The sequence below is a fragment of the Sphingomonas cannabina genome, from assembly GCF_021391395.1.
GTDB lineage: Bacteria > Pseudomonadota > Alphaproteobacteria > Sphingomonadales > Sphingomonadaceae > Sphingomonas > Sphingomonas cannabina.
The window spans coordinates 2,612,716-2,631,373 of the sequence record NZ_CP090059.1 but is presented as its reverse complement, the minus strand read 5'-3'; the positions used below and the strand labels follow the sequence as shown (position 1 = coordinate 2,631,373).

Below are 18,658 nucleotides of genomic sequence, written 5' to 3'. Positions count from 1 at the left end.
TCGGGGAAAGAGGTGGCGGGACCGCCGTGGCCGTATGCCACGATATCCTCTGACGCACAGTACGTCAGGTGGGGACCATGTACGACAGACCAGGATCTGCGCAGGGACAGCCCCCATGGATGATGAATAGCCTCAGGGATATTTGGAGGCTCGTACCGGGCAGTGCCCGCCGTTGCCCTATCTAGAGCTGCACGGGCCCGTTCTCAAGGGCTGTCGCGACCGATTCGAGCCGCCTGGCGATATGCTGCAGCACGGCGGCCACGTTTCCGTCTCCGTCGCCGCGCGTCCGCTCGGTCTCGGCGAGCTCGTCGGCGAGCATCAGCGCGATGAACAGCATCATCCGTTCGCCGCCCGCCGATCCGGCCGCACGGGCGGCGGCGTCGGCGTGGCGGTCGAGCCGGCGGCCTAGTGCCTCCAGTTCGGCCTCTTCGCCGTCGCGGCAGGCGACGGTGTGGCTGCGGCCGCCGATGATGAGCTGGACCTCGGCCATCAGCCTTCATCTTCCCGTGCGATGATCTCGTCGAGCGCGGCGATCGCGGCCTCGACGCGTTCGCGCAACCGCTCATGTCGACGTTCGAGGCCGGGGGTTCCGGTGCGCAGCCGCGCGGCGGCCGTTTCGATCCGCGCCAGCGCGTCCTCGATCCTGCGCAGTGCAATTTCAGGCGCTTGGTCCGCCATTCCGAAGATGTAGCCCCAACATTGCGGCGCGGCAAGTTCGCCCCGCGGTTGACGCGGCGGGGTTTGCTCGCGAAAGGCAGCGCGGCCGGTGAGTCGCCGGCATCACCCATTGCCAGGATCGCGCATGGATCAGATTTTCACCGCCCAGGCCAATGCCATCCGCGCCCTTTCGATGGATGCGGTCGAGGCGGCCAACTCCGGCCATCCCGGCATGCCGATGGGCATGGCCGACGTCGCGACGGTGCTGTTCACCCGCTATCTCAAGTTCGATCCCGCCGATCCCAAATGGCCGGACCGCGACCGTTTCGTGCTGTCGGCGGGGCATGGATCGATGCTGATCTATTCGCTGCTGTACCTGACCGGCTATGCGCGTCCCACCATCGAGGATATCCGCAATTTCCGGCAGCTCGGCAGCCCTTGCGCCGGCCATCCGGAGAATTTCGAGCTGCCGGGCGTCGAATGCACCACCGGGCCGCTGGGGCAGGGGCTGGCGATGGCCGTCGGCATGGCGATCGCCGAGCGGCACCTCAATGCCGGGTTCGGCGACGATCTGGTCGACCATCGCACATGGGTGATCGCTGGCGACGGATGCCTGATGGAGGGCGTCAACCATGAGGCGATCGGGCTTGCCGGGCATCTGAAGCTCGGCCGGCTGATCGTGCTGTGGGACGACAACAAGATCACCATCGACGGCCCGACCTCGCTGTCGACCGACGAGGACATCCCGGCGCGCTATGCCGCGACCGGCTGGCACACGGTCGAGTGCGACGGGCATGATCCGGCGAGCATCGCCGCCGCCTTCGACGCGGCGATCGCCGATCCGCGGCCGTCGCTGGTCCGCTGCCGCACGATCATCGGCAAGGGCGCGCCCAACAAGCAGGGCACCTCCAAGACCCATGGCTCGCCGCTGGGTAAGGACGAGGTCGCCGCGGCGCGGGTCGAGCTCGGCTGGACCGCGGCACCGTTCGAGGTGCCGGAGGACGTGCGCGAAGCCTGGCTCGCTGCCGGCAAGCGTGGTGCCGAGCCTCGCGCTGAATGGGAGAATCGGCTCGCAAGCTCCGACAAACGCGCGGAATTCGAGCGCCGGGTCGCGGGCGATCTTCCCGCCGATACCGGCATCGCCGGCCATATCGCCAAGCTGTTCGCCGAGCCGCAGAAGGTCGCGACGCGCAAGGCCTCCGAGCTGGCGCTGGACGCGCTCACCGTGGCGGTGCCCGAGCTGGTCGGCGGTTCGGCCGACCTCACCGGCTCCAACAACACCAAGACCGCCGCCACCGGTCCGCTGACCCGCGACGATTATGCCGGGCGCTATGTCTATTACGGCATCCGCGAGTTCGGCATGGGCGCGGCGATGAACGGCATGGCGCTGCACGGGGGCGTGATCCCCTATGGTGGCACCTTCCTGGTCTTCTCCGACTATGCCCGGCCGGCGATCCGCCTGTCGGCGCTCCAGCGGGCGCGCGTCGTCTATGTGATGACGCACGACTCGATCGGCCTCGGCGAGGACGGGCCGACGCACCAGCCGATCGAGCATCTCATGTCGCTGCGCACGATCCCGAACCTGGAGGTGTGGCGCCCCTGCGACGTGGTCGAGACCGCCGAGGCCTGGGCGGCGAGCCTGGAGAACGAGGGCGGCCCGTCGCTGCTCGCGCTCACCCGGCAGAACCTGCCGCAGCTTCGCCACGACGGCGAGATGCTGGCGGCGAAGGGCGCCTATCGCCTGAAAGCCGCCGAGGCGGAGCGCAGGGTGGTGCTGATCGCCACCGGCTCGGAGGTCGAGATCGCCGTCGCGGTCGCCGCCAGGCTTGAAGAGGCGGGCGTGGGTGCCGATGTGGTGTCCATGCCCTGCTGGTCGCGCTTCGACGCGCAATCGCCCGACTATCGTGCCGACATCCTGCCCCAAGGCCCGCTCCGCGTGTCGATCGAGGCTGGAACGACGATGGGATGGGAACGCTATACCGGCCTCGATGGGCTGCGTTTCGGCATCGACCGCTTCGGTGCCTCGGCGCCGGCGGAGGCGCTCTACGATTATTTCGGACTGACGGCGGACAAGATCGCGCCCCAGGTCCTCGCCAAAGTGAAGGAGTGGACGGCATGACGGTGAAGGTTGCGATCAACGGTTTCGGACGCATTGGCCGCCTCGTCGCGCGCGCGATGCTGGAGCGCGGCGACACGGGGCTGGAGCTGGTCTCGATCAACGACCTCGCCGACGCCAAGTCGAACGCCTGGCTGTTCAGCCGCGATTCGGTCCACGGCAAGTATCCGGGCGAGGTCGCGGCCGACGGCAACGACCTGATCATCGACGGCAAGCGCATCCACGTCACCGCCGAGCGCGATCCCGCCAAGCTGCCGCACGCGGCCAACGGCATCGACCTGGTGCTGGAGTGCACCGGCTTCTTCACCGACCGCGAGAGCGCGCAGAAGCACATCGACGCGGGCGCCAAGAAGGTGCTGATCTCGGCGCCGGCCAAGGGCGCGGACCTGACCGTCGTCTATGGCGTCAACCACGACAAGCTCACGGCCGAGCACACGATCGTCTCCAACGCCTCGTGCACCACCAACTGCCTGGCGCCGGTCGCCAAGGTGATGAACGATTCGATCGGCATCGAGCGTGGCCTGATGACCACGGTCCATGCCTATACCAACGACCAGAAGATCCTCGACCAGATCCACAAGGACCTGCGCCGCGCCCGCGCCGCCGCCATGTCGATCATCCCCACCACCACCGGCGCCGCCCGCGCGGTGGGCGAGGTGCTGCCGGAGCTGAAGGGCAAGCTCGACGGATCGTCGGTGCGCGTGCCGGTGCCGGACGGCAGCCTGATCGACCTCACCTTCACCCCCAAGCGCGACACGACCAAGGAAGAGGTCAACGCGATCCTCAAGGCCGCGGCGGAGAGCGGGCCGCTCAAGGGCGTGCTGGTCTATTCGGAGGACCCGCTGGTCTCGGTCGACATCGTCCATACGCCGGCGTCGTCGACCGTCGACAGCCTGGAGACGGCGGTGATCGAGGGCAAGCTCGTCCGCGTCGTCAGCTGGTACGACAATGAATGGGGCTTCTCCAACCGCATGGTCGACACCGCGGGCGCGATGGCGAAGCTGATGTAATGACCGGCGTGCTCGCCGGCATCGCCCGCCACGCGGCACCCAAGGCGCCGATGGAGACGCTCGACCGCACCGATGTGTCGATCGAGGGCGGCATCGCCGGCGACTTCCGCGGCGGCAGGAAGGGCGGTCCGTACAAGCGCCAGGTGACGCTGATCGAGCGCGGCGACTGGCACGCGGCGATCGCCGAGGTCGGCGCGAGCGTTCCGTGGCAGGAGCGGCGCGCCAACCTGCTGGTGGACGGCCTCGACCTGCCGCAGGCCGGCGGCACGCGGCTGCGCATCGGCGCCGACGTGGTGCTTGAGGTCACCGCCGAGACCGAGCCGTGCGAGCGGATGAACGCGCTCGCGCCCGGACTTCGCGAGGCGCTGACGCCCGGCTGGCGCGGCGGCGTCTGTGCCTTTGTCGTCGCCGGCGGCGCGATCGCCGTCGGTGACCCGATCAGGATCGAACCATGACCCGACCTTTCAAGACCCTCGACGATCTCGGCGACGTCACGGCCAAGCGCGTGCTGGTGCGCGAGGATCTGAACGTGCCGATGGACGGCGGCACGGTGACCGACGACACGCGGCTGCGCGCCACCATCCCGACCGTCACGGAGCTCGCCGACAAGGGCGCGATCGTGATCGTGCTCGCGCACTTCGGCCGGCCCAAGGGGCAGCGCAATCCCGAGATGTCTCTGGCGCTGGTCACCAAGCCCTATGAGCAGGTGCTGGGCCGCCCGGTGCGTTTCATCGACGACCAGGACGCGGCCGAGGCGATCGCGACGATGCAGCCCGGCGACATCGGCGTGCTCGAGAACACCCGTTTCGATCCCGGCGAGGAGAAGAACGCGCCCGAGACGATCGACCGCCTGGCAGCGCTCGGCGACATCTACGTCAACGACGCCTTCTCCGCCGCCCATCGTGCCCATGCCTCGACCGAAGGGCTGGCGCACAAGCTGCCCGCCTATGCCGGCCGGCAGATGGAGGCCGAGCTCGATGCGCTCGACAAGGCGCTCGGCAACCCTGAGCATCCGGTTGCGGCGGTGGTCGGCGGGGCGAAGGTCTCGACCAAGCTCGACGTGCTCAAGCATTTGGTGGCCAGGGTCGATCATCTCATCATCGGCGGCGGCATGGCCAACACCTTCCTCGCCGCGCGCGGCGTCGACGTCGGCAAGTCGCTGGCCGAGCACGACCTCACCGGCACCGCCGAGGAGATCATGGAGGCGGCCGACCGCGCCGGCTGCACCGTGCACCTGCCCTATGACGTGGTGGTGGCGAAGGAGTTCAAGCCTAACCCGCCGACCCGCACCGTCAACGTCCATGAGGTCGCCGCCGACGAGATGATCCTCGACATCGGCCCCGCCGCGACCGAGGCGTTGGCCGACGTGCTCAAGACCTGCCGCACCTTGGTGTGGAACGGCCCTCTCGGCGCGTTCGAGACGCCGCCGTTCGACACGGCGACCGTCACCCTGGCCAAGACCGCGGCGGCGCTCACCAAGGAAGGCTCGCTGGTCTCGGTCGCGGGCGGCGGCGATACTGTGGCTGCGCTCAACCAGGCCGGCGTCGCCGGCCAGTTCAGCTTCGTCTCGACCGCCGGCGGCGCGTTCCTCGAGTGGATGGAAGGGAAAGAGCTGCCCGGTGTGGCGGCGCTGGCGCGATGATCACGATCCAGGCCATCGACCACGTCGTGTTCCGCGTGGTCGACCTGGAGAGGGTGGCAGCCTTCTACATCGACGTGCTCGGCGCGCGCTGGGAGAAGAAGCAGGAGGCGGTCGGCCTCTATCAGCTGCGCGTCGGCACCGCGCTGATCGATCTGGTTCCGATCGACGGCAAGCTCGGCAGCCAGGGCGGCGCGGCTCCCGGCAGGGAGGGGCGCAACGTCGACCATGTCTGCTTCCGCGTGCTGCCGTGGGATGGAGAGGCGATCCTGGCGGAGCTCGCCGGGCATGGCATCAAGGCGGAGATCGTGTCGCGCTACGGCGCGGAAGGCGAGGGGCCGTCGATCTACCTCACCGACCCGGAAGGCAACAATCTCGAGCTCAAGGGACCGCCCTGGGCGCCGGTGCCGCGCTGAACCGTCAGCTCGCCGGCACCGGCTCCTTGAGCAGCGGCACCAGGATCGCGTTGAGCGCATCCAGGTTGAAGGCCCCGGCCTTGGCATAGCGCACGCGGCCGTCGCGGCCGATCACGAAGTTGGTCGGCACGCCGCCGAGCGAGCCGTAGGGGCCCTTGATGCCGCGCGCCGAAGGGATCGTCATCTTCGCGAACAAAGGCTTGAGCTTGTAGAGCGGCACCGATCCTTCGGTGGTGATCGCGAACACCTTGAGGCCGTGCGAGCGCTGGAGATCGTAATAGCGGTCGAGCAGCGGCAGCTCTTCTCGGCACGGCACGCACCAGGTCGCCCAGAAGTTGAGCACGATGACGTTGCCGCGCAGCTCGTCGAGCGTCACCTTGCTGCCGTCGATCAGCTTGAGCTCGAAGTTCGGTGCGAGCATCCCGACCTTCGGTTGCGAAGGCACGCGTTCCGGCGATGCCGCCGTGGCGAACAGGATGGCAGGCAGCGCTAGCCCGAGCATCGACAATGTCTTCATTGAGGCCCCCCTCGGCCGCCGATTGTGAGCGGGGGTCGGGCGGCCGTCAAGCGTCGGCGCGGCGGTCGAACGTCAGGAACAGCGCCAGCAGCACGGCGCCGATCCCGGCACCGATCAGCGCCGACAGGCCCCAGCCTCCGCGCTCGTAGCTCGCGGAGCCGATCAGCGAGCCCATCGCGCCGATCAGGAACATCACCGTCATGTAGGCGGCATTGATCCGTCCGCGCGCCTCGGGCGCGAGGCCGAAGATGATGCGCTGGCCGGTGATCTGGTTGAGCTGCACCGCCGCGTCGATCAGCACCGCCGTCACGGCGAAGGCGATGACGCTGCCCGCCGCCACGACCAGGTCCGCGGCGAGGAAGGAGAGGGTGAGCAGCAGCAGCGCCGCGAAGGTGGTCGCTTTGAGCTTGCCCTGGTCGGCGAGGTGTCCGGCGATCGGGGCCGCCAGCGCGCCGCCGGCGCCGGCGAGGGCGAACAATGCCACCTCGGCGTGGCTCGCGCCGAACTCCCGGTAGAGGGTGAGTGGCGCGGCGGTCCAGAACAGGTTGAAGGCCAGGAACAGCAGCGACTGATAGGCGGTGCGCAGCCTCAGCTGGCGATAGCGGCCGAAGGTCCCGAAGCTCGAGGCCAGGATCGCGCCATAGCTCATCCGCACCGCCGGCCGGCGCTGCGGCAGCTTCGCCGCCAGCACCGCGCCGATCGCCGCCATCGCGATCGCCGAGACGACGAACACCGCGCGCCAGCCCGCGACCGCGGCGATGAAGCCCGCCACCGGCCGCGCCAGCATGATGCCGGTCAAGAGGCCGCTCATCACCATGCCGATCGTGCGCCCCTGCCGCTCATGGCTGCTGAGGTGCGCGGCGAACGGGATCAGCACCTGCACGCCGACCGAGCAGGTGCCGACGATCAGCGATGCCAGCAGGAACAGCCCGGCATTCCCCGCGGCGGCCACGCCGATGCTTCCCAGCACGGCGCCGACGGTGGCGACGATCACCAGCCGCTTGTTCTCGACGATGTCCGACAGCGGCACGATCAGCGCCAGCCCGAGCCCGTAGCCGAGCTGCGTCAGCGTGACGATGCCGCCCGCGACCGCCGGCGACAGGCCGACATCGGGCGCGATCATCTCGATCAGCGTCTGGGCATAATAGAGATTGGCGACCATCACGCCGCAGCCGACCGCCATCAGCAGGGTGAGGGCGGGCGAGAGCTGATGTTGTTGCGGCGTGTGCATCCGCCGCAGATGCGCTGCGTCGCAGCAAAATCAAGCCGAAGCTTGCCGGTAGCGCGGAATTTCCGGTTTCGGCGCGTTGCGGACGGGCGAGGGGCTGACTATCAGCCGCGGCAAGGAACATAGAAGGGGAGACAATGATGACGCCGACCGTAAAGGCCATTCTCGCCAATTACGAATCCGACAACCCGGGCGTGAAGGCCAATCTGGCCCGCATCCTGATGCAGGGGCGCCTCGGCGGCACCGGCAAGCTCATCATCCTGCCGGTCGACCAGGGCTTCGAGCATGGGCCGGCGCGCAGCTTCGCGGTCAACGAGCCGGCCTATGACCCGCATTACCATTACCAGCTCGCGATCGACGCGGGCCTCTCCGCCTATGCCGCCCCGCTCGGGATGCTGGAGGCCGGCGCCGACACCTTCGCCGGGCAGATCCCGACGATCCTCAAGGTCAATTCGTCGAATTCATGGGCTACCGGTATCAACCAGGCGGTGACCGGCGGCGTCGACGATGCGCTGCGGCTCGGCTGCTCGGCGATCGGCTTCACCATCTATCCGGGCGCCGACGAGGTGTTCGATATGATGGAGGAGATCAAGGAACTGTCCGCCGAGGCCAAGTCGGTCGGCATCGCCACCGTGATCTGGTCCTATCCGCGCGGCGGCAAGCTCACCAAGGACGGCGAGCTGGCGCTCGACGTCGGCGCCTATGCCGCGCACATGGCGGCGCTGCTCGGCGCGCACATCATCAAGGTCAAGCTGCCGAGCGCGCACATCGAGCAGAAAGATGCGCAGAAGGTTTACGAGGGCACCGACTGGTCGAAGCAGTCGGACCGCGTGAAGCATGTCGTGAAGGCCTGCTTCAACGGCCGTCGCATCGTGGTGTTCTCGGGCGGCGCCGCCAAGGGCGAGGACGCGGTCTACCAGGACGCGCGCGACATCCGCGACGGCGGCGGCAACGGCTCGATCATCGGCCGCAACACCTTCCAGCGCGAGCGCGGCGACGCGTTGGCGATGCTCGACAAGCTGGTGCGCATCTACAAGGGCGAGGAGTGACCGCGGCATGACCGAAGACCGCTGGCGCGACGTCGACGACTATATCGCCGGGCAGCTGCTCGGTCCCGATCCGGTCCTCGACGCCACGCTGGCGGCGAACCAGGCGGGCGGGCTCCCGGCGATCGACGTTGCGCCGGTGCAGGGCAAGTTCCTCCACCTGCTCGCGCGGATGGCGGGTGCGAAGCGCATCCTGGAGGTGGGTACGCTGGGCGGCTATTCGACGATCTGGCTAGCCCGCGCGCTGCCGGAGGACGGGCGGCTGACCACGCTGGAGGTCGATGCGCATCACGCCGACGTCGCCCGCGCGAACATCGCCACCGCGGGCCTTGCGGACAAGGTCGAAGTGATCGTCGGCCCGGCGCTCGACAGCCTGAAGGGACTTATCGGCCCGTTCGATTTCGTCTTCATCGACGCCGACAAGCAGAACAACGCCGCCTATGTGCGGGCGGCGATCGACCTGTCGCGGCCGGGTACGACGATCGTGGTCGACAATGTCGTGCGCGAGGGTGGGCTGCTCGATGCGGACAGCCGTGACGAAAGGATTGTCGGCACGCGCAGATTATTTGAGACAGTCGCGGCCGAGCCGCGCCTTTCCGCGACTGCGATCCAAACCGTGGGCGTGAAGAAGTGGGACGGCTTTCTGATCGCGGTGGTCGACTAAACACCTCCGTCACCCCGGCGAAGGCCGGGGTCCACCGGGAGGCAAGCACAGAGCAAGCGGACCAAAGGACGGTATTGGAGGCTTGGTGGACCCCGGCCTTCGCCGGGGTGACGGATAGGGCAGGTTAGTGCAAAGCCTGTCGCGTCATCGCCTTCAGCGTCTGCGCGTCATGGATGGCGTCGGCGTGGGCGTCGTTGTTGAAATAGGCCCAGACGCTGCGGCCCTCGCGCGTCTGCATTATCATCCAGTCGGTCCAGTCGAGCAGTGCCTCGTCGGAATAGCGTCCCCAATATTTGCCGCCGCCGCCGTGGAAGCGGACATAGGCGATCGGCCCCGCCGCCCAGCGCGGCGTCGCGAGGTCGGGCATGTCGTGCGCGCAGAAGGAGGCGCCGTAGCGCTCCAGCAGCGCCAGCGTCTCGTCGGTGAGCCAGCTCTTGTCGCGGAACTCGAACGCGTGGGTGAGATCGCGCGGGAGCAGCTTCAGGAAGTCCTCCAGCCGCTCGAGGTTGAGCCGGAAACGCGGCGGGAGCTGGTAGAGGATCGGGCCGAGCCGGTCGCCGAGCCTGCGCGTCGGCGCCATCATCCGCGCGAGCGGTTCGGCGCAGTCCCTCAGCCGCTTGGCCTGGGTGATGTAGCGGTTGGCCTTCACCGCATAGCGGAAATCCCTTGGTGCCTGGTCCTTCCATTTGGCGAAGGTCTCGGCCGCGGGGAGGCGGTAGAAGCTGTTGTTGATCTCGACCGTGTCGAAATGTTCGGCATAGAAGCCGAACCAGCGGTTGACGGCGAGCCTCTCGGGATAGAAGGCGCCCCGCCAGTGCCGGTACATCCAGCCGGAGCAGCCGATACGGATTTCGGAGCGCGACATGCAGGCCCTTGGCGAAGACGACGACGGTTTCGACAACGCACTCGACCCGGATTTCGCCGCGCGCTTCGAACGCGACGACAAGAAGCCGCCGTGCCAACTTTACCTGATCTCGCCGCTCGACGTGGCGGGTGCCTTTCCCGACCGCCTCCTCCGTGCGCTGGAGGCGGGATCGGTCGCCGCCTTCCAGTTCCGGGTGAAGGACGTCGATCAGCATGAGGCTGCTCGGCTCGCCGAGCCGCTCCAGCGCATCTGCGCGGACCATGACGTCGCTTTCATCGTCAACGACAGCATCAGCCTCGCCAAGCGCCTCGGCGCCGATGGGGTGCATCTAGGGCAGGAGGACGGCGACCCGCGCGAGGCACGCCAGATCCTCGGGCCGTCGGCGCAGATCGGCGTGACCTGCCACGACAGCCGCCATCTCGCCATGGAAGCAGGGGAGGCCGGGGCGGACTATGTCGCGTTCGGCGCCTTCTACCCGACCGCGACCAAGGAGACGCGGCACCGGCCCGATCCGTCGATCCTGTCGTGGTGGTCGACCCTGTTCGAAATCCCCTGCGTCGCGATCGGCGGGATCACGCCGGCTAATGCCGTGCCGCTGATCGCGGCCGGCGCCGATTTCCTCGCGGTCTCGCATGCGGTGTGGGACGGTGACGAAGTCGCGGCGATACGAGCTTTTGCCGAGATACTTGGTTCGACCTGACGCAACGCCACTTGGTTTCGGGCGTTCAACGACTCGCTATTTAGGAGTGGAGTCAATTGGATGCGGGCGTTTGCGGTGATCCTTGCGCTATTGTGCGCCACGCCCGCCGCCGCCCAGACGCCATCGCTCGACCGCAGCATCCTCCATGTCCAGGTGATCCTCGACCACCTCGGTTTCTCGCCGGGCATCGTCGACGGGCGGGACGGGCAGTCGCTCAAGGCGGCATTGCGTGGCTTCCAGCAATCGCGCGGGCTCAAGGTCAGCGGCAGGATCGATCGACCGACCCTCCGGGCGCTCTATCCCCATCGAGCGATCCGGCCGGAGACGCGTATCGCGCTCACCGCGGAGATGCTCGCCGGGCCGTTCATCAATCCGACGCCGAAGGACTATGGCGAGCAGGCGAAGATGCCCTCGCTCGCCTATCGCTCGCCGATGGAGAAGCTGGCGGAGATGTTCCACACCTCGCCCGCGGTGCTGCTCGAGCTCAATAGCCCGGAGACGATGCTGCGGCCGGGGACGCCGATCGTCGTGCCGAACGTGCTGCCGACGTCCCGCGACTATCCCGCCGACCTCAAGCCCGAATGGCGCCGGACGCTCGGCGACCTCAACGTCGACGCACGCCAGCCGGGCGCGGCGAGGATCGTCGTCGACAAGTCGGAGGGCGTGCTCAAGGTGTTCGGCAGCGGCGACCGCCTCGTCGCCCAGTTCAGCGCCACCATGGGATCGGAGCATGATCCGCTGCCGATCGGCCGGTGGAAGATCAACGGCGCCGACACCAATCCCCGATTTCACTATAATCCCAAGCTGTTCTGGGACGCGAAGAAGGGTGATGACGCCGAGATGCTGCCCCCGGGGCCGAACGGGCCGGTGGGGGTAGTGTGGCTCGACCTGTCGAAGCCGCATTACGGCATCCACGGCACGCCCGAGCCGCAGAACATCGGCCGGACCGAAAGCCATGGCTGCATCCGCCTGACCAACTGGGATGCCGCACGGCTGGCGCTGATGGTGAAGCCGGGCACGCCGGTGGAGTTCCGGCCATGACCGCGACGCCGCTCTCGGACCGGGATCGGCTGGGGACTCGACGCAAGGCGGCGCTGCGCCTCATCCTGGCGTTCGTGCTGATGCTGGGACTTGCGCTGGCGCTGATGGTGAACTTCACCGACGGAACGATCGCGCCCGCGCCGCCGGCACCGGTTCGGTCGGAGGACGCGCCGGCGCTCGTCGTGCCGGTCGTCGGCGTCTCTATGACGCAGATCACCGACACCTGGGGTCAGTCGCGCGACAGCGGCGCTCGGCCGCATCAGGGAACGGACATCATCGCCCCTGCCGGGACGCCGGTGCTCGCCGCGGCTGCAGGGACGGTCGAGAAGCTGTTCGACAGCAGGGCGGGCGGCCATACCCTCTACATCCGCTCGGCGGACGGACGCTGGAGCTATTACTACGCTCATCTCGCCGGCTACGCGCCCGGCATTGCCGAAGGGAAGCAGGTGCGCGCAGGCGAGCCGATCGCCTTCGTCGGCGACACCGGCAACGCGGGGGCCGGCAACTACCACCTCCATTTCGGCATCTCGCGGATGAGTCCCGAGGATGGCTGGTGGCAGGGCGAGCCGGTCAATCCCTATCCGCTGCTTGTCGGAAACCGGCCGGGACGCTAAGGGGCGCCTCCACGGGCGCTTGCGGGCGCCCCTCGCTCTTTCCAGCAGGTAGATCCCCATGAAGATCAGCGGCGTGGACATCCGTCCCGGCAACATCATCGAATATGAAGGCGGCATCTGGCGCGCCGTGAAGATCCAGCACACTCAGCCCGGCAAGGGCGGCGCCTATATGCAGGTCGAGCTCAAGAACCTGCGCGACGGCCGCAAGAACAACGTCCGCTTCCGCTCGGCCGAGACGGTGGAGCGCGTGCGGCTGGACACCAAGGACTTCCAGTTCCTGTTCGCAGACGGCGAGCAGCTGGTGTTCATGGACAAGGACACCTACGACCAGATCACCCTGCCCAAGGACTTGCTCGGCGATGCCGCCGCCTTCCTGCAGGACGGCATGGACGTGGTGATGGAGCTCTACGACGAGGAGCCGATCAACGTCCAGCTTCCCGACACGATCGAGGCGACGATCGTCGAGGCCGACGCGGTGGTGAAGGGCCAGACGGCCTCGTCCAGCTACAAGCCGGCGCTGCTCGACAACGGCGTGCGCGTGATGGTGCCGCCGCATATCACCTCGGGCACGCGTATCGTCGTCGACGTGTACGAGCAGACCTACGTCCGCCGGGCGGACTAAAAGCCCTCTCCGTTCGGGAGAAGGTTGGGTGAGGGCGACGGGACGGTCCGCACTCACCCTCACCCTCCCAAAGCTGACGCTTTGGGCCCCTCCCTCTCCCGGTGGGAGAGGGGTTTTGGAGCATCGTTTTGGTTAGTCACTCCGGCCTCATCACGATCATGGAGCGCGCGGTCCGCAAGGCGGCACCGCGGCTTCGTCGTGACTTCAACGAGGTCCAGCACCTCCAGGTGAGCCGCAAGGGGCCCGCCGACTTCGTCAGCATGGCCGACAAGCGCGCCGAGGAGACGATCCTCGAGGAGCTCCACAAGGCGCGGCCCGACTGGGGCATCCTCGCGGAGGAGGGCGGCTCGATCGAGGGCGATCCCGACAAGCCGCGCTGGATCGTCGACCCGCTCGACGGCACCTCGAACTTCCTCCACGGCATCCCGCATTTCGCGATCTCCATCGCGGTCGAGGATCCACGGGGGGCGGGCGGCAAGCCCGAGATAACCCACGGCATGGTCTATCAGCCGCTCACCGACGAGGGCTTCTGGGCCGAGAAGGGGCGCGGCGCCTGGCTGCAGGGCCAGCGGCTGCGCGTGTCGGCGCGGCGGGATATGTCCGAGGCGCTGATCGCGACCGGCATTCCTTTCCTGGGGCATGGCGACTTCGCCGAATGGAGCCGCATCTTCGGCGCGATCGCGCCCGAGGTGGCCGGCATCCGGCGTTTCGGCTCGGCGGCGCTCGACCTCGCCTGGGTGGCGGCGGGGCGTTACGACGGCTTCTGGGAAAGCGGACTGCAGCCGTGGGACATCGCGGCAGGGGTGATCCTGATCAAGGAGGCCGGCGGCTTCATCACCGACTTCCGCGGCCAGGACCGCGTGCTCGAGCGCGGCCAGGTGCTCGCCGGCAACGACGCGCTCCATTCGCGGCTCCATAAGCTGCTCGGCGGCGCGCTGCGCTAAACTCCCTCTCCCGTTGGGAGAGGGAAGGGGCCCGCTGCCGAAGGCAGTGGGAAGGGTGAGGGTGACCTCACCTGGCGCAGTTACCCTCACCCTTCCGCCGCTTCGCGGCTCCCTCCCTCTCCCAACGGTGAGAGGGAACAAAGCGATCTAATTGCGAGTCATTCTCACGCCTCAAACCCTTGCCCGGCTAGGGGTCAGGGTCTAGGAGCCCCCCATTCCATTTCGCACCTGCGAGCAACGCCCTTGGTCGACCTGTCGCAATATCTTCCGATCCTCCTGTTCCTGGGAGTGGCGATCCTGCTGTCCGGCGCCTTTGTGGTCCTGCCGATGCTGGTCGCCCGCCTGACCGGCACGCACCAGCCGACGCCGGAGAAGCTCAGCGAATATGAATGCGGCTTCCCCGCGTTCGAGGATTCGCGCAGCCAGTTCGACGTGCGTTTCTACCTGGTCGCGATCCTGTTCATCGTCTTCGATCTCGAGGCGGCGTTCCTCTATCCCTGGGCGGTCACCGTGTTCGACCTGGGCTGGGTCGCCTGGGGGTCGATGATGGTCTTCATCGCCGAGCTCGCGCTTGGTCTCGTCTATGCCTGGAAGAAGGGAGCGCTCGAATGGGAGTGATCCTGTCGCCGTCGGAGAACGCTTTCCCGACCGAGAACGTCGCGCCGGATCAGGCGTTCTTCGACGACATCAACACCGAGCTCACCGACAAGGGCTTCCTGGTCACCTCGACCGAGGAGCTGTTCCAGTGGGCGCGCACCGGCTCGCTGTGGTGGATGACCTTCGGCCTTGCCTGCTGCGCGGTCGAGATGATCCACGTCAACATGCCCCGCTACGACATGGAGCGCTTCGGCGCGGCGCCGCGCGCGAGCCCGCGTCAGTCGGACGTGATGATCGTCGCCGGCACGCTCTGCAACAAGATGGCGCCGGCGCTCCGCAAGGTCTACGACCAGATGTCGGAGCCCAAGTACGTCATCTCGATGGGCTCCTGCGCCAATGGCGGCGGCTATTACCACTATAGCTACAGCGTCGTGCGCGGCTGCGACCGCATCGTGCCGGTCGACATCTATGTCCCCGGCTGCCCGCCGACCGCCGAGGCATTGCTCTACGGCGTGATGCAGCTCCAGCGGAAGATCCGCCGCATCGGGAGCCTGGAGCGGTGAGGGCGCCGGCACCCCGTTACCTGACCAACGACGGCGTGATCGAGGCGGCGACGGCCGCGCTCGGCGACAAGCTGCTGCACGCGCAGGACCGGGTCGGCGAGGTCGCGCTCTATGTCGATCGCGAGGCGCTGGTGCCCGCGATGACCGCGCTGCGCGACACGCCCGGTCTCGAGTACCAGCAGTGCATGGAGATCGCCGGCGTCGACTATCCAAGCCGCCCGGAGCGGTTCGAGGTGGTCTACTGCCTGCTGAGCCTCACCCGCAACCACCGCATCCAGGTCCGTGTCACCACCGACGAGGCGAAGCCGGTGCCGTCGGTCACCTCGCTGTGGCCCAACGCCGGCTGGCTCGAGCGCGAGGTGTACGACATGTACGGCGTGCTGTTCTCGGGCAATCCGGACCTCAGGCGCATCCTCACCGACTATGGTTTCCGTGGCCATCCGCAGCGCAAGGATTTTCCGCTGAGCGGTTATGTCGAGCTGCGCTATTCGGAAGAGGCGAAGCGCGTCGTCTACCAGCCGGTCAGCCTGGCGCAGGACTTCCGCAACTTCGACTTCATGAGCCCGTGGGAAGGCGCGGCCTACGTCCTGCCGGGCGACGAGAAGGCGACCGGCCCCGGCCCCGGCGACACGCCCCAGGGCAAGCCCGCGCCGACTCCGCCGCCGCCTCCCGCGCCTGCAGTGCCGCAGGAGAAGGGTGCGCCTTCGCCGGTGACCGCCGACGAGATTCAGAAGGCCGGCGCGAAGGCTTCCAAGCCCGCTACGCCCAAGGCCAAGCGCGCCAAGACCAAGGACAGCACCGCCGACACCGGCGCCGGCAAGCCCGAGGCCGATGCCAAGCCGAAGCCCCGCAAGCGCGCCGTCGTGCCGACCAAGGGCAAGGGGCAGAACCAGTGAGCGTAGCCCATGGCTGATACCGTCGACCAGATGATGGAGCAGACCGCCGATTCCGTGCGCGAGCCGGAGAGCGAAGGCGACGTCGCCATCCAGAACTACACGATCAACTTCGGCCCGCAGCATCCGGCGGCGCACGGCGTGCTGCGGCTGGTGCTGGAGCTCGACGGCGAGATCGTCGAGCGTGTCGACCCGCACGTCGGCTTACTCCACCGCGGCACCGAGAAGCTGATCGAGTACAAGACCTACGCCCAGGCGCTGCCGTACTTCGACCGGCTCGATTACTGTTCGCCGATGTGCATGGAGCACAGCTTCGTGCTGGCGGTCGAGAAGCTGCTCGACCTCGAGGTACCGATCCGCGCGCAGTATCTCCGCGTGTTCTTCGCCGAGCTGACCCGCATCTCGAACCACATGCTGAACCTCGGGTCGCACGTCATGGACGTCGGCGCGATGACGCCGAACCTGTGGCTGTTCGAGCTGCGCGAGGACTGCCTCAACTTCTTCGAGCGCGCGTCGGGCGCGCGGATGCACCACAATTACCTGCGCCCGGGCGGCGTCCACCAGGACGTGCCGCTGAAGCTCTTGACCGACATCGCCGACTGGCTCGACACCCGCCTGCCGCGCCTGTTCGAGGACGCGATCAGCCTGGTCGCCGAGAACCGCATCTTCAAGCAGCGCAACGTCGACATCGCGGTAGTGAGCCGCGAGGATGCGGTGCGCTGGGGCTTCTCAGGCCCGATGATCCGCGGCTCGGGCATCCCGTGGGACCTGCGCAAGTCGCAGCCCTACGACGTCTACGACCGGATGAACTTCGACGTGCCGGTCGGCACGCGCGGCGACTGCTACGACCGCTTCATGGTGCGCGTCGAGGAGGTCCGCCAGTCCGCGCGGATCATGAAGCAGTGCCTGAGCGAGATGCCGGAAGGTCCGATCGCCAGCACCGACCGCAAGGTGGTGCCGCCCAAGCGCGGCGAGATGAAGCGCTCGATGGAAGCGCTCATCCACCACTTCAAGCTCTACACCGAGGGCTATCACGTGCCCGCCGGCGAGGTGTACGTCGCGACGGAGAGCCCCAAGGGCGAGTTCGGCGTCTACCTGGTCGCCGACGGCTCGAATAAGCCCTACCGCTGCAAGATCCGCCCCACCGCGTTCAGCCACCTCCAGGCGATGGACTTCATGTCGAAGGGCCACATGCTCGCGGACACCACCGCGATCCTGGGCGCGATCGACGTGGTGTTCGGGGAGTGCGACCGGTGATCGGTCTCGTCGCCTTCGCCGCGTTCGCCATCGCGCAGCAGCAGGCCGCCCCGCCTGCGCCTCCACCCGCGCCGCCGCCGTCGGTGTCGATGGACGTCGCCCGCGCGCGCGTCGCCAAGGTCAAGACGCTGCTCGCGGTCGCCGCCAACGGCAACGGCGCCGCGCTCACGCCGATCGTCGCGCCGGGGGCCACCACCGACATCAACGGCATCATGGGCCTGCTCAAGCCCGACACGATCGCGCCGCTCAAGGGCTGCACGCGCGTCAAGCCGTTCGAGGTGAACGAGGATGCGGTGGTGCTCACCATGCGCTGCACTGGCGGCCTTCCGGCCGATACCACCACCGAGATCGATTTCGACGGCGAGCTGATCGCGAAGGTCAGCGCCGCCCAGACTGTCTATCGACCGGCGACGCCGCCCGCGCCGCCGGCCGCTCCCACGGAACCGCGTTGATGGCTGAAGCTGCCCATATTCCCGACGAGGCCGAGACCCGCGCGCGCTGGGGCGCGTTCGCGTGGACCGAGGAGAACCGGAAGAAGGCCGCCGAGATCGTCGGCCGCTATCCGCCGGGCCGCCAGCAGTCCGCCTCGATCCCATTCCTCGACCTCGCCCAGCGCCAGGTCGGCGCCGAGACCAATACCCAGGGCTGGCTGCCGGTCCCGGTGATCGAGTTCGTCGCGCGCGAGCTCGGCATGCCCTACATCCGCGTGTTCGAGGTCGCGACCTTCTACACCATGTTCAACCTGGCGCCGGTCGGCCGCTTCCACGTCCAGGTGTGCGGCACCACGCCGTGCATGCTGCGCGGGTCGGACGACGTGCTCGCCGCGTGCCGCAACTACGGCCTCGCCAAGGGCAAGACGACGCCGGACGGGCTGTTCACGCTCACCGAGGTCGAGTGCATGGGCAATTGCTCGTCGGCGCCGATGGTGCAGATCAACGACGACAACTACGAGGACCTCGACTACGACCGCATGACCGCGATCCTCGACGCGCTGGCGCGGGGCGAGCAGCCCAAGACCGGCACGCAGGAGCCGGGCCGCCACACCGTCGAGCCGCTCGGCGGTCCGACCACGCTCAAGGCGATGGTCACCGAGAACCATGATTATCGGGGGGAATGGTGATGGGTGCGATCATCGCGATCATCATCGGCATCATCGTGGTCGTGTTCGCGATCAAGGTGATCGGCGCCATCCTCGGCATCGTCGTCGGCCTCGCGGTCGCGGTGATCGCCTATTTCCTCGCCGAGAAGCTGGTGGGGCAGGGACGCTAG

The 18,658-nt window shown here is 67.9% G+C and carries 24 protein-coding genes; 19 read left to right on the top strand and 5 right to left on the bottom strand.

Translation table 11 applies throughout. The features are described 5' to 3' along the window. Positions 1–181: 181 nt before the first annotated feature. Both LZK98_RS12650 and LZK98_RS12645 read right to left on the bottom strand, forming a co-directional pair. Positions 182–490 (bottom strand): cell division protein ZapA, encoded by a 309-nt coding sequence (locus LZK98_RS12650; protein WP_233782740.1) that lies wholly within the window; start codon positions 488–490, stop codon positions 182–184. Continuing rightward, positions 490–678, bottom strand: coding sequence for a hypothetical protein (locus LZK98_RS12645; RefSeq protein ID WP_233782739.1), 189 nt, complete (start codon positions 676–678; stop codon positions 490–492). Before LZK98_RS12645 ends, LZK98_RS12650 begins: the two co-directional genes overlap by 1 nt. A 124-nt stretch (positions 679–802) precedes the next feature. Here LZK98_RS12645 and tkt point away from each other — a divergent pair, with 124 nt between their 5' ends. Genes tkt through LZK98_RS12620 form a run of 5 tightly spaced genes read left to right on the top strand, consistent with a single transcriptional unit; the run spans position 803 to position 5,838 of the window. Next, a complete protein-coding gene (gene tkt / locus LZK98_RS12640) occupies positions 803–2,776 on the top strand; it encodes a transketolase (protein WP_233782738.1) in 1,974 nt (657 codons plus the stop codon). Then, entirely contained in the window at positions 2,773–3,783 is a 1,011-nt protein-coding gene (gene gap, locus LZK98_RS12635; RefSeq protein WP_233782737.1) for a type I glyceraldehyde-3-phosphate dehydrogenase, read from the top strand. The genes tkt and gap overlap by 4 nt, the downstream gene beginning before the upstream one ends. Then, the gene (locus tag LZK98_RS12630; RefSeq protein WP_233782736.1) at positions 3,783–4,238 is read left to right on the top strand and encodes an MOSC domain-containing protein; all 456 of its coding nucleotides are present in this window, start codon (positions 3,783–3,785) and stop codon (positions 4,236–4,238) included. The genes gap and LZK98_RS12630 overlap by 1 nt, the downstream gene beginning before the upstream one ends. Further along, entirely contained in the window at positions 4,235–5,425 is a 1,191-nt protein-coding gene (locus tag LZK98_RS12625) for a phosphoglycerate kinase (protein WP_233782735.1), read from the top strand. Before LZK98_RS12630 ends, LZK98_RS12625 begins: the two co-directional genes overlap by 4 nt. After that, positions 5,422–5,838 (top strand): VOC family protein, encoded by a 417-nt coding sequence (locus tag LZK98_RS12620; RefSeq protein ID WP_233782734.1) that lies wholly within the window; start codon positions 5,422–5,424, stop codon positions 5,836–5,838. The genes LZK98_RS12625 and LZK98_RS12620 overlap by 4 nt, the downstream gene beginning before the upstream one ends. Positions 5,839–5,842: 4 nt before the next feature. Here the strand turns inward: LZK98_RS12620 and LZK98_RS12615 are convergent, their stop codons facing one another. Then, the gene (locus tag LZK98_RS12615; RefSeq protein WP_233786573.1) at positions 5,843–6,259 is read right to left on the bottom strand and encodes a TlpA family protein disulfide reductase; all 417 of its coding nucleotides are present in this window, start codon (positions 6,257–6,259) and stop codon (positions 5,843–5,845) included. A gap of 142 nt (positions 6,260–6,401) precedes the next feature. Beyond that, positions 6,402–7,586 carry an MFS transporter gene (locus tag LZK98_RS12610; RefSeq protein ID WP_233782733.1) on the bottom strand — a complete coding sequence of 395 codons (1,185 nt, stop codon included), beginning with the start codon at positions 7,584–7,586 and terminating at the stop codon, positions 6,402–6,404. 137 nt (positions 7,587–7,723) lie between these two features. On the opposite strand from LZK98_RS12610, the gene LZK98_RS12605 reads away from it, so the two are divergent. Both LZK98_RS12605 and LZK98_RS12600 read left to right on the top strand, forming a co-directional pair. Next, complete coding sequence (locus LZK98_RS12605) at positions 7,724–8,632, top strand: class I fructose-bisphosphate aldolase (RefSeq protein ID WP_233782732.1); 909 nt, start codon at positions 7,724–7,726, stop codon at positions 8,630–8,632. Positions 8,633–8,639: 7 nt separating this feature from the next. Continuing rightward, a complete protein-coding gene (locus LZK98_RS12600) occupies positions 8,640–9,293 on the top strand; it encodes an O-methyltransferase (RefSeq protein ID WP_233782731.1) in 654 nt (217 codons plus the stop codon). A 124-nt stretch (positions 9,294–9,417) separates the two neighbouring features. Here the strand turns inward: LZK98_RS12600 and LZK98_RS12595 are convergent, their stop codons facing one another. After that, a complete protein-coding gene (locus LZK98_RS12595; RefSeq protein WP_233782730.1) occupies positions 9,418–10,158 on the bottom strand; it encodes a DUF72 domain-containing protein in 741 nt (246 codons plus the stop codon). On the opposite strand from LZK98_RS12595, the gene thiE reads away from it, so the two are divergent. The 12 genes from thiE (at position 10,157) to LZK98_RS12535 (ending at position 18,658) form a co-directional block, all read left to right on the top strand. Then, positions 10,157–10,858, top strand: coding sequence for a thiamine phosphate synthase (gene thiE / locus LZK98_RS12590; protein WP_233782729.1), 702 nt, complete (start codon positions 10,157–10,159; stop codon positions 10,856–10,858). The genes LZK98_RS12595 and thiE overlap by 2 nt on opposite strands. 60 nt (positions 10,859–10,918) lie before the next feature. Next, a complete protein-coding gene (locus LZK98_RS12585; protein ID WP_233782728.1) occupies positions 10,919–11,899 on the top strand; it encodes a L,D-transpeptidase family protein in 981 nt (326 codons plus the stop codon). Continuing rightward, positions 11,896–12,513, top strand: a complete 618-nt coding sequence (locus LZK98_RS12580; RefSeq protein ID WP_233782727.1) for a M23 family metallopeptidase — start codon at positions 11,896–11,898, stop codon at positions 12,511–12,513. Before LZK98_RS12585 ends, LZK98_RS12580 begins: the two co-directional genes overlap by 4 nt. 58 nt (positions 12,514–12,571) lie before the next feature. Then, positions 12,572–13,135: an elongation factor P gene (gene efp, locus LZK98_RS12575; protein WP_233782726.1), complete on the top strand. Its 564-nt coding sequence runs from the start codon at positions 12,572–12,574 to the stop codon at positions 13,133–13,135. Between the two features lie 128 nt (positions 13,136–13,263). Next, positions 13,264–14,079 carry an inositol monophosphatase family protein gene (locus LZK98_RS12570; RefSeq protein WP_233782725.1) on the top strand — a complete coding sequence of 272 codons (816 nt, stop codon included), beginning with the start codon at positions 13,264–13,266 and terminating at the stop codon, positions 14,077–14,079. Between the two features lie 243 nt (positions 14,080–14,322). Then, the gene (locus tag LZK98_RS12565; protein ID WP_233782724.1) at positions 14,323–14,697 is read left to right on the top strand and encodes an NADH-quinone oxidoreductase subunit A; all 375 of its coding nucleotides are present in this window, start codon (positions 14,323–14,325) and stop codon (positions 14,695–14,697) included. Continuing rightward, positions 14,688–15,239: a NuoB/complex I 20 kDa subunit family protein gene (locus tag LZK98_RS12560; RefSeq protein ID WP_233782723.1), complete on the top strand. Its 552-nt coding sequence runs from the start codon at positions 14,688–14,690 to the stop codon at positions 15,237–15,239. The genes LZK98_RS12565 and LZK98_RS12560 overlap by 10 nt, the downstream gene beginning before the upstream one ends. After that, on the top strand, positions 15,236–16,135 hold the full coding sequence (locus LZK98_RS12555; protein WP_233782722.1) for an NADH-quinone oxidoreductase subunit C: 900 nt from the start codon (positions 15,236–15,238) through the stop codon (positions 16,133–16,135). The genes LZK98_RS12560 and LZK98_RS12555 overlap by 4 nt, the downstream gene beginning before the upstream one ends. Positions 16,136–16,168: 33 nt before the next feature. Next, complete coding sequence (locus LZK98_RS12550; protein ID WP_233786572.1) at positions 16,169–17,389, top strand: NADH-quinone oxidoreductase subunit D; 1,221 nt, start codon at positions 16,169–16,171, stop codon at positions 17,387–17,389. Continuing rightward, positions 17,386–17,841 carry a hypothetical protein gene (locus tag LZK98_RS12545; RefSeq protein WP_233782721.1) on the top strand — a complete coding sequence of 152 codons (456 nt, stop codon included), beginning with the start codon at positions 17,386–17,388 and terminating at the stop codon, positions 17,839–17,841. The genes LZK98_RS12550 and LZK98_RS12545 overlap by 4 nt, the downstream gene beginning before the upstream one ends. Next, positions 17,841–18,509, top strand: coding sequence for a complex I 24 kDa subunit family protein (locus LZK98_RS12540; protein WP_233782720.1), 669 nt, complete (start codon positions 17,841–17,843; stop codon positions 18,507–18,509). The genes LZK98_RS12545 and LZK98_RS12540 overlap by 1 nt, the downstream gene beginning before the upstream one ends. Next, entirely contained in the window at positions 18,509–18,658 is a 150-nt protein-coding gene (locus LZK98_RS12535; protein ID WP_233782719.1) for a hypothetical protein, read from the top strand. The genes LZK98_RS12540 and LZK98_RS12535 overlap by 1 nt, the downstream gene beginning before the upstream one ends.

Bases quoted from the DNA above. Each gene is read 5' to 3' on its own strand.
- LZK98_RS12650 (WP_233782740.1), bottom strand. From the start codon at position 490: ATGGCCGAGGTCCAGCTCATCATCGGCGGCCGCAGCCACACCGTCGCC.
- efp (WP_233782726.1), top strand. From the start codon at position 12,572: ATGAAGATCAGCGGCGTGGACATCCGTCCCGGCAACATCATCGAATAT.
- LZK98_RS12560 (WP_233782723.1), top strand. From the start codon at position 14,688: ATGGGAGTGATCCTGTCGCCGTCGGAGAACGCTTTCCCGACCGAGAAC.
- LZK98_RS12535 (WP_233782719.1), top strand. From the start codon at position 18,509: ATGGGTGCGATCATCGCGATCATCATCGGCATCATCGTGGTCGTGTTC.
- LZK98_RS12580 (WP_233782727.1), top strand. From the start codon at position 11,896: ATGACCGCGACGCCGCTCTCGGACCGGGATCGGCTGGGGACTCGACGC.
- thiE (WP_233782729.1), top strand. From the start codon at position 10,157: ATGCAGGCCCTTGGCGAAGACGACGACGGTTTCGACAACGCACTCGAC.
- tkt (WP_233782738.1), top strand. From the start codon at position 803: ATGGATCAGATTTTCACCGCCCAGGCCAATGCCATCCGCGCCCTTTCG.
- LZK98_RS12585 (WP_233782728.1), top strand. From the start codon at position 10,919: ATGCGGGCGTTTGCGGTGATCCTTGCGCTATTGTGCGCCACGCCCGCC.
- LZK98_RS12600 (WP_233782731.1), top strand. From the start codon at position 8,640: ATGACCGAAGACCGCTGGCGCGACGTCGACGACTATATCGCCGGGCAG.
- LZK98_RS12615 (WP_233786573.1), bottom strand. From the start codon at position 6,259: ATGCTCGCACCGAACTTCGAGCTCAAGCTGATCGACGGCAGCAAGGTG.
- LZK98_RS12645 (WP_233782739.1), bottom strand. From the start codon at position 678: ATGGCGGACCAAGCGCCTGAAATTGCACTGCGCAGGATCGAGGACGCG.
- LZK98_RS12630 (WP_233782736.1), top strand. From the start codon at position 3,783: ATGACCGGCGTGCTCGCCGGCATCGCCCGCCACGCGGCACCCAAGGCG.
- LZK98_RS12620 (WP_233782734.1), top strand. From the start codon at position 5,422: ATGATCACGATCCAGGCCATCGACCACGTCGTGTTCCGCGTGGTCGAC.
- LZK98_RS12605 (WP_233782732.1), top strand. From the start codon at position 7,724: ATGACGCCGACCGTAAAGGCCATTCTCGCCAATTACGAATCCGACAAC.
- gap (WP_233782737.1), top strand. From the start codon at position 2,773: ATGACGGTGAAGGTTGCGATCAACGGTTTCGGACGCATTGGCCGCCTC.
- LZK98_RS12610 (WP_233782733.1), bottom strand. From the start codon at position 7,586: ATGCACACGCCGCAACAACATCAGCTCTCGCCCGCCCTCACCCTGCTG.
- LZK98_RS12550 (WP_233786572.1), top strand. From the start codon at position 16,169: ATGGAGCAGACCGCCGATTCCGTGCGCGAGCCGGAGAGCGAAGGCGAC.
- LZK98_RS12540 (WP_233782720.1), top strand. From the start codon at position 17,841: ATGGCTGAAGCTGCCCATATTCCCGACGAGGCCGAGACCCGCGCGCGC.
- LZK98_RS12625 (WP_233782735.1), top strand. From the start codon at position 4,235: ATGACCCGACCTTTCAAGACCCTCGACGATCTCGGCGACGTCACGGCC.
- LZK98_RS12595 (WP_233782730.1), bottom strand. From the start codon at position 10,158: ATGTCGCGCTCCGAAATCCGTATCGGCTGCTCCGGCTGGATGTACCGG.